The organism is Streptomyces fuscigenes (genome assembly GCF_021556455.1).
Taxonomy (GTDB): Bacteria; Actinomycetota; Actinomycetes; order Streptomycetales; family Streptomycetaceae; genus Streptomyces; species Streptomyces fuscigenes.
On record NZ_JAKGCV010000254.1, the window covers coordinates 1 to 8,208 of the forward strand.

Below are 8,208 nucleotides of genomic sequence, written 5' to 3' on the forward strand. Positions count from 1 at the left end.
CCCGTACCGCCCCGCCGGCCGCCGCCAGCCGGTCCACGAGGGCGCCGGCCGCCCGGGGCGGCAGCAGCCCCCCGCCCCGGCCGCGCGCGAAGGCCTCGAAGGCCTCCGCCGTCGTGTACGCGGGCGAGAAGCCGAGCCCCTCGCGCAGCAGGTCCGTGCTCACGACGCGGCCGTGGGTCAGCAGCCTGATCTGTTCCGGCGCGAAGTCCGTCATGCGGGTCGTACGCAGCGCCGAGCCCATCCAGTTGACGGCGGGCAGCAGCACCGGCACCGTCGGCCGCCCGAGGCGGCGCGCACACTGCGACAGCAGCAGCACCCCGTCCCCGGCCACGTTGAACGTGCCGCTGCCCCGCGGTCCGCTGCGCTCCTCGTCCGCCACGAGCAGCAGGACGGCGAGGACGTCGTCCTCGTGCACGAACTGCAGCCGGGGGTCGTAGCCGAGGACGGTCGGCAGCACCGGCAGCGAGAAGTACGCGCCGAGCGGTGTGCCCGCCGACGGGCCGAGGATGTTCGCGAAGCGCAGCACCGACACCGCCACGTCCGGCCGGCGGCGCGCGAAGCCGCGCACGTAGCCCTCGACCTCGACGGCGTCCTTGGCGAAGCCGCCGCTCGGCAGGGACTTGGGCGGCGTCGCCTCCGTGAAGACGGCCGGGTCGCGGGGCGCCGAGCCGTACACGCCGGTGGACGACTTGACCACGAGGCGCCGCACCGCGGGGGACTTCTGGCAGGCGCCGAGAAGCTGCATGGTGCCGATCACGTTGCTCTCCTTGACGGAGGCGCGGCTGCCCCCGCCGAGGGGCGTGCCCGTGACGTCCAGGTGGACGACCGTGTCGACGCGGTGCTCGGCCAGTACCCGCGCTATCGCCGGCCGGCGGATGTCGGCCCGGACGAACACCGCGCCGTCCAGCGCGTGCTCCGGGGCGACCGCGTCGACCGCGACGACCCGCTCGACACCCGGCTCGCGGCGCAGGTGCCGCACGAGACGGCCCCCGAGCTGCCGGGCGGCTCCGGTGACGAGCACCACTCTGCCCACGGACGGCGCCTTCCTCCCGAACTCGGTGACCGGCCGGCCGACCACGAACGCACAGGCTCCGGACATACGACATGGCGGCCCCCTCCACCCTAAGGGTGGGAGGGACCGCCACTGCGTACAGCGTGCCGTCTCCGGCAACGTCCCCGCGCTCGCGGGGACCCGTTCACTTCTTGTTGCGACGCTGAACGCGCGTGCGCTTGAGCAGCTTGCGGTGCTTCTTCTTGGCCATCCGCTTGCGCCGCTTCTTGATAACAGAGCCCACGACTACCCTCGCTCACTTCTTCTCACTCGGTGCGGGGCGTCTGGGCCCACACGACCTACGTCGGGCCAGCCTACCCGCCGCCGAGTGACGGACGTAATCCGAGGGGAACCAGGGGCCTCCGTCAGGCCGATTCCACCCCCACGTAGGACTCCCGGAGGTACTCGTGAACCGCTTGCTCCGGGACCCGGAAGGACCTGCCCACCCGGATCGCCGGCAGATGACCGCTGTGCACCAAGCGGTACACGGTCATCTTCGACACTCGCATCACCGAGGCGACCTCCGCCACGGTAAGGAACTTGACCTCGTTGAGAGGCCTCTCGCTGCCAGCAGCCATGACCCACCTGTACCTTCCGCACTGCAACGGCCCCCGGCTTCCCCTCCGGTGACTCTTCGTCGCTGTGCGCTCACTACCAGGGTAGGGGCGGGTGATACGAGTGGGGAAGAGGAGCACCCCACCTCGGATTACTGTGACAGACACGCTCGATTGAGTACATACCGCGCGAGCGGACGGTACGAGAGGGAGCGCGCGGCGTCGTCCAGCGGCACCGCCACCCGCACCCGACCCTCCGCTTCGCCGACGAAGACGGCGGGATCGCCCGTGTCCGCGAGGCCGATCGCCTCGATACCGAGCTGACCTGCGCCGCAGATCCATCCGTGGTCCCCCACGACGAGATCGGGAAGCCGTCCGCCGGCCGCCGCGGCCGCCTCCAGGACGACCCGCACCGGCAGCGGCGAATGGGAATGCGCGCCGGTCTCACTCCCGGCGCACCGCGCTCCCGCCTCACGCACCAACGCCACGCCCCGGACATAGTCGAGGCGGTACGTGCGTAGGCCGAACCGGGTCGCTATGTCGACACATCTCCCCTGCGCCGGCATGAGGACTTCACATCCAGCCGTCGACAGAGCGTCTGCGAGCTCCCCGTAGAACCCGAGCAGCCGGTCCGGATGGCCCGTCCCGAACAGCACGGCCGCCCCACGCGCCACGGCCGCGGACAGCCGCCGGGCGAACGCGTCCAGCGCCGCCAGCGTCCGGTCCGGATCGATCACGTCCGGTCCCGTCACGTACCGGGCATCGGCCGAGACCCCGCAGCTGACCGCCATCAGCCGCAGCAGATCGGCCTCCCGCCAGCTCCGCTCGGGCGCGAGCCCCAGCGTGACCCGCGGGTCCCGGGCCGCGAACAGCCGGTAGGCCCGCAGGCTCGACTCCCGCGACGTGGCCACGGGCCCGGCCAGGCGGGCCGCCAGCAGATGCGCCCGAAGCGCCCCGGTAGTCAGCACCCGCCCGATGCTTCCGCACCGCGCGGGCCACCGCCCCGAATCCCCGGGCAGGCCCCACGGTTGGCGTAACACACGTCTGTACGAACGGTACGCCCCCGCGCGCCGGTCCCACGCACGGCGCACCCGCGAACCGGCACCCGGCGCCCGGCACTCGGCGCCCGCGAACCGGCGCCGGCGGCGCGACCCGCCACCGCTACGGCAGCAGCCCCCGCAGCGGGAACGCCGCCGTCCGCGTGGCCCGCACCGCCTGGTCGAGGCGGTCCGCCGGGTCGTACCCCGACTCCCACTCCCGCCACGCCGGCGTCCGGCCGTCCGTCATCCGCCCGGGCCCCAACTGCCGGGTCCGCGCGTACACTTCGTCCCGCCACGAGGCCGGGAGCACCGACTCGGGATCCACCGGCCGGTGCGCCGCGATCCCCACCAGATGCGTCCACGAGCGCGGCACCACGTCCACCACCGCGTACCCGCCGCCGCCCAGCGCCAGCCACCGGCCGCCGTCCGCGTACTCGTGCGCCAGGTCGTGGCACGCCGACTGCACCGCGCGCTGCGCGTCCAGCGACACCGCCAGATGCGCGAGCGGGTCCTCGAAGTGGGTGTCCGCGCCGTGCTGCGACACGACCACCTGCGGGCGGAACGACGCCACGAGCTCCGGCACCACCGCGTGGAACGCGCGCAGCCAGCCCTCGTCCCCCGTACCCGCCGGCAGCGCCACGTTCACGGCACCGCCCTCGCCCGCGCCGTGCCCGGTCTCCTCCGGCCGGCCCGTCCCCGGGAACAGCGTCCGCGGGTGCTCGTGCAGGGAGATCGTCAGGACCCGCGGGTCCTCCCAGAACGCGGCCTGCACACCGTCCCCGTGGTGCACGTCCGTGTCGATGTAGACCACGCGCTCCGCGCCCAGCTCCAGCATCCGGGCGATCGCCAGGGCCGCGTCGTTGTACACGCAGAAGCCGGACGCCTCCCCCGGCATCGCATGGTGCAGCCCGCCCGTGAAGTTCACCGCGTGGGCGTGGGCACCGCTCCACACCTCCTCGGCCGCCGCCACCGACAGACCCGCGATCAGCGCCGACGCCTCGTGCATCCCCTCGAACGCCGGGTCGTCCTCCGTCCCGAGGCCGTACGAGCCGTCCGCCGAGCCCGGCGCGCCCGACACCGCGCGCACCGCGTCCACGTAGTCCTGCCGGTGCACGAGACCGAGCGTGGAGTCCCCGGCGGGCGCGGCCGACCGCACGTCGACGGCCCCGTCCAGCCCGTACGCCCGCACCAGGGCCATGGTCAGCGCGAGCCGCACCGGATCCATCGGGTGCGAACCGCTGAACCTGTACGCCGTGACCGCGTCATCCCACATCAGCAGTGCGCGGCCGCTCCTGCCCGTCATGCCCGTCATGCCCGCCACCGTATCCGCCGGGCGCCCTCGCGAACGAACGGGCGTACGCGAGCGTGACCAGGACCATGACCATCGGCACCAGCATCGCGCCCCGGTAGCTCCACGCATCGCCCAGCGCCCCCACCAGGGGCGCACCGACCAGGAATCCGACGTAGTTGAAGATGTTCAGGCGCGCGACGGCCGCGTCGCTGGCGCCCGGGAACAGCCGGCCCGCCGCCGCGAAGCACTGCGGCACCAGCACGCACAGCCCGAAACCCAGCAGCGTGAACCCGACGATGCCGAACCACGCCCCCGGTGCCGCCGCCACCACCGCGAACCCCGCGCCGGCCAGCACCGAACCGAACCGCACCACCGGCACGGGCCCGAACCGCCGCACCCCGAAGTCGCCGAGCGTCCGCCCGAGCAGCGTCGTGACCATGTACGCGTTGTAGGGGACGGTCGACAGCTCCGCGGAGCCGCCCAGCGTGTCCTGGAGGTACTTCGCCGACCAGTTGGAGACCGTCGAGTCCCCGATGTACGCGAACGCCATCACGAGGCACAGCGGAAGCAGCGCCCGGAACACGACGCCTCCGGCCGCCCCCGGCCCCGCCGCGGCCCCCGGGCCGGTCGCCGAGCCCGCCGTAGCGTCCGGCGGTGCCGCGTCCACGTACCAGCGGCTGCCGACGAGCGCCGCCGGCACCAGCACCGCCGCGGCCGGCAGATAGCACACGATCAGCGCCAGGTCCTCGTGCGCGCCGAGCCACGCCAGCGAGGCACCCACGATCCCGCCGAGGCTGTACGCCGCGTGGAAGCCGAGCATGATGCTGCGGCCGTACGTGCGCTGGAGGCTGACGCCCAGCATGTTCATGGACGCGTCGAGCCCGCCCGCGGCGAGGCCGAACGCCGCCAGCGACACGGCGACCTGCCACATCTCGGTGCCCAGCCCGACGCCCAGCAGCGAGAGGAGCGCCACCGGTTGCAGCCACCGCAGCACCAGCGCGGGCCGCAGCCGCGCGACCGCCTGCTCGGTCAGCACGCTGCCGACGCCCGCCAGCACCGGCACGGCGGCCAGGAACACCGGCAGCATCGAGTCCGAGATCCCGTACCGGTCCTGTATCGCGGGGATGCGTGTCACCAGCAGGGCGAACGTCACGCCTTGGACGAAGAAAGCCACCCCGAGGGAGATCCGGCCCCGCCCCAGCCGCGCATCCGTCATGGCGCGCAAGCGTAGAACGCCTTGCTACCGCTGGGTAGAGATCGCGCACGGCCAATCGCCGCCGGGCCACCGACCCGTCCCCGCACCGGGCCGCCGCGTGGCGCGGGAGGCCAACGGCGGGCGCGGGGAGAGTACTTGAAGGAGCACCCGTGGGGTGCTCGGCCGGTGGTACGTGGCTACTTGGCCAGCAGCGCGGGCAGTTCGTCCATGCTGGAGAACCAGGCGCCGGCGCCGGCCAGCTTCTCGACCGGTGTCATCGCGGTGAAGGCGTAGACGTCCATGCCGGCGGCCAGCCCCGCGGCGAGCCCCAGCGGGCTGTCCTCCACGACGGCGCACCGCCCGGGCTCGACGCCCATGCTGCGGGCCGCGTGCAGGAACAGGTCCGGCGCGGGCTTGCCCCGGCCGACGTCCTCGGCGCTGAAGACGACGTCGTCCGGGAACCACCGGTCGAGACCGGTCTTGCGGTGCCCGACCCGGATCCGCTCGTGGCTGCCCGACGACGCCACGCAGTACGCGACGCCGTCGGCGCGCAGGCCGCTCAGGACCTCCGTCACCCCTTCCACCGGGGTCAGTTCACGCTCGAACGCCTCGAACACCCGGGCGTGCAAAGTGTCGTCGAAGTCGTCGGGCAGCCGCTGTCCGGTGCGCTCCAGGACGAGATCGTGCACCCGGTGCAGGGCGGCGCCCATGAAGTCCCGTACCGAGTCGTCGAACGTGGTGGGGTGCCCCAGCTCGGTCAGGTATCCGGCGAGGATCGCGTTGGAGATCGGCTCGCTGTCGACGAGGACGCCGTCGTTGTCGAAGATGATCAGGTCGTAGCGCATGATCCGACCCTATGCGTGGCCCGGGGCGGCCCCCGACCCGGACGGCCCGGCCGCCGGGGGTCCGCCCCTGGGACGTCCGCCGGGGCGGCCGCGGGCCGGTCGGGTCCCGCCCCGAACGTCACTGCCCGGGGAGGACTGTCCGGGGCCTCCCGGACCGGCGGGGCGACCGCCCGGCCCCGGCCGGTCGCCGGCCCTCCCCGGTGGCCGGCCGGGTGCGGGTCAGGGCCGCTGCTTGTACGCGTCGACGACACCGCTCGCGAGGACGGCGTACTCGTCCATGATCGCGCCCTTCTTCCCCGCGGCCGAGTCCGCGGTCAGGTAGCTGCGGTCCCCGAGGTAGGCCAGCGAGTGCTTGTCGAAGATCCACTCGGAGGCCGTCGAGGCCCGCTCGTCGACCCGGGTGATCGCGATGCCGTGCCGGCCCGACACGTCCCGGGCGTCCCGGGTGAGGGTCACACCAGGGATCTTCGCCGCGGCACGGTAGAGCGCGGCCGCGTTCGGCGCCGGCATGACCGTGTCCCTGAGCAGGTAGCCGACCTCCTGGAAGACGGCCTGGTCCCGGTCGCCCTTCGTGCGGTCGTCGCTGTCCTTGGGGGTGATCCGGTACAGCCGCGCGAGGAGGGCGTCCGGGTCGGTCGGCAGCGACGCCAGCCAGCTGTAGGTGGGCCGGAGGATGCCCTCCGGCAGACCCGGGTGCTTGTCACCTGCCGGGACGAACTCGGACCACGGCATGTACTCCCCGTGCTCGTAGGTCATGCCGAGCCGCACCACGCGGCCCGGCTTCTGCGAGACCCACTCCTCGCGCTGCGCGACGGGCTCCATCACGAACGTGCCGTCGCTCTGCCGGGACGCTCCGGCTCCGAGCGTCTTCACGTAGACGAGCTGGTCGTCGCGCACGCGCGGGATGTCCCGGGCCGAGGCGACCTGCGCGATCCGTCCGAGCAGCACGTCCGCGCCGCCGGCCGGGCCCGCGCCGGCGGAGGCCGCGCCGGGCCCGGCGGCTGCGGCGTTCCCGTGGTCGCCGGTGGCCAGCAGGGTGCCGGTGAGCGCGGCGGCGACCGCCAGCGCGGCGACGGGCATGACGACGGCGGCCCGAAGGACGCGGCGGCGGACGGGGCTCGGGGTGGGCAGCGAACGTCCGTTGCCCTGCTCGCGATCGGAGTCGATGAGGTTCATCAACCGTTCCTTGTGGTGGAGGTGGCGCCCCTCGGGAAGGTCCTGTTCGGCCGGTGGAGGCAGCAGCCTCTCCAGCGCTTCACGTTCCGCCCGGTCGGGCCCGGAACCGGTGGGGAAGGTCATCGGGTCTCCTCCTTGAGGGGCAGGGCCGCGAACGCGGCCCCGTTCCTTACCTCTCCGCGGGCCGGTGCGGGTTCCGTTCCGCGCTCCAGTTGTTCGTCGGTGAGCCGCAGCAGGCGGGTACGTGCCCGGGAGAGCCGCGAGCGGACGGTGCCGACGGGCAGGGACAGCGCCTGGGCCGCCTCCGCGTAGTCGAGACCGCCCCACACGCACGCGGCCAGCACCTCGCGTTCCGTGCGCCGCAGCCGCCCCAGGGCCTGCTGGACGGCGGCGAGTCTGCGCGCGTCGTCGACCCGCCCCGCCGCCTCCTCCGCGAAGTCGCGTACGGCCTCGGGCGCGGGCCTGCGGGAGAGGAAGGCCAGTCGGCGCCCGGTGCCGCGGCGGGCGTTGCGGGCCTTGTTGGTCGCGAGGCCCAGCAGCCAGGGCTTCAGTGAGCCCCCGTCGGCCTCGACCTTCTCCCGGCCGCGCCACGCCTCGAAGAACGTGTCGGCCATGACCTCCTCGGCGGTGGACCAGTCGCCCGTCAGCCTCAGGGCATGGTTGTAGACGGTCCGTGCGTACTGCTCGTAGAGCTCGCCGAACGCGTCCGGGTCCCCGGCCCTGATGCGGGCGCGCACGGGATCACTCATGTCGGTTCCACTTCACACCCGTATCTCTCCGCGCCGGGCCGGGAGTTCCCGTGACCTGAACCACACGGTGGACGCGAGGCGCCCCCGGGCCGGCGCACCGAAAAGGCAGGCAGGCGGGCGAGGGAGGGAGGGAGGGAGGGAGGGATCCGGGAGTCCGAGAGCTCCGGCGCACAGAAAATGCGCGTGGAAATTGTTCTGGAACGCAGAAAGGGCCCGTACCATCCCGGCACGGGCCCTTCCCACAACAATTGTTCGGCGGCGACCTACTCTCCCACAGGGTCCCCCCTGCAGTACCATCGGCGCGGTA

Annotated in this window: 9 protein-coding genes; all 9 read right to left on the reverse strand. The window is 73.4% G+C overall.

The window, feature by feature from the left end; translation table 11 throughout:
• Window positions 1-1,033: NAD-dependent epimerase/dehydratase family protein (locus L1885_RS19070; RefSeq protein WP_235798364.1), on the reverse strand; the 1,033-nt coding region annotated here is incomplete at its 3' end.
• A gap of 163 nt (window positions 1,034-1,196) precedes the next feature.
• The gene (locus tag L1885_RS19075) at window positions 1,197-1,295 is read right to left on the reverse strand and encodes a 30S ribosomal protein bS22 (RefSeq protein ID WP_003948845.1); all 99 of its coding nucleotides are present in this window, start codon (window positions 1,293-1,295) and stop codon (window positions 1,197-1,199) included.
• Between the two features lie 121 nt (window positions 1,296-1,416).
• Window positions 1,417-1,629 (reverse strand): helix-turn-helix domain-containing protein, encoded by a 213-nt coding sequence (locus tag L1885_RS19080; RefSeq protein WP_235798365.1) that lies wholly within the window; start codon window positions 1,627-1,629, stop codon window positions 1,417-1,419.
• Window positions 1,630-1,757: 128 nt separating this feature from the next.
• On the reverse strand, window positions 1,758-2,573 hold the full coding sequence (locus L1885_RS19085) for a phosphatase (protein ID WP_235798366.1): 816 nt from the start codon (window positions 2,571-2,573) through the stop codon (window positions 1,758-1,760).
• A gap of 193 nt (window positions 2,574-2,766) precedes the next feature.
• A complete protein-coding gene (locus L1885_RS19090; protein WP_235798371.1) occupies window positions 2,767-3,948 on the reverse strand; it encodes an acetoin utilization protein AcuC in 1,182 nt (393 codons plus the stop codon).
• Window positions 3,908-5,152 (reverse strand): MFS transporter, encoded by a 1,245-nt coding sequence (locus tag L1885_RS19095; protein ID WP_235798367.1) that lies wholly within the window; start codon window positions 5,150-5,152, stop codon window positions 3,908-3,910. The genes L1885_RS19090 and L1885_RS19095 overlap by 41 nt, the downstream gene beginning before the upstream one ends.
• A gap of 176 nt (window positions 5,153-5,328) precedes the next feature.
• Window positions 5,329-5,976, reverse strand: a complete 648-nt coding sequence (locus tag L1885_RS19100) for an HAD family hydrolase (protein ID WP_235798368.1) — start codon at window positions 5,974-5,976, stop codon at window positions 5,329-5,331.
• 219 nt (window positions 5,977-6,195) lie between these two features.
• On the reverse strand, window positions 6,196-7,275 hold the full coding sequence (locus L1885_RS19105) for a CU044_5270 family protein (RefSeq protein ID WP_235798369.1): 1,080 nt from the start codon (window positions 7,273-7,275) through the stop codon (window positions 6,196-6,198).
• Window positions 7,272-7,901: an RNA polymerase sigma factor gene (locus L1885_RS19110; RefSeq protein ID WP_235798370.1), complete on the reverse strand. Its 630-nt coding sequence runs from the start codon at window positions 7,899-7,901 to the stop codon at window positions 7,272-7,274. Before L1885_RS19110 ends, L1885_RS19105 begins: the two co-directional genes overlap by 4 nt.
• Window positions 7,902-8,208: the final 307 nt, after the last annotated feature.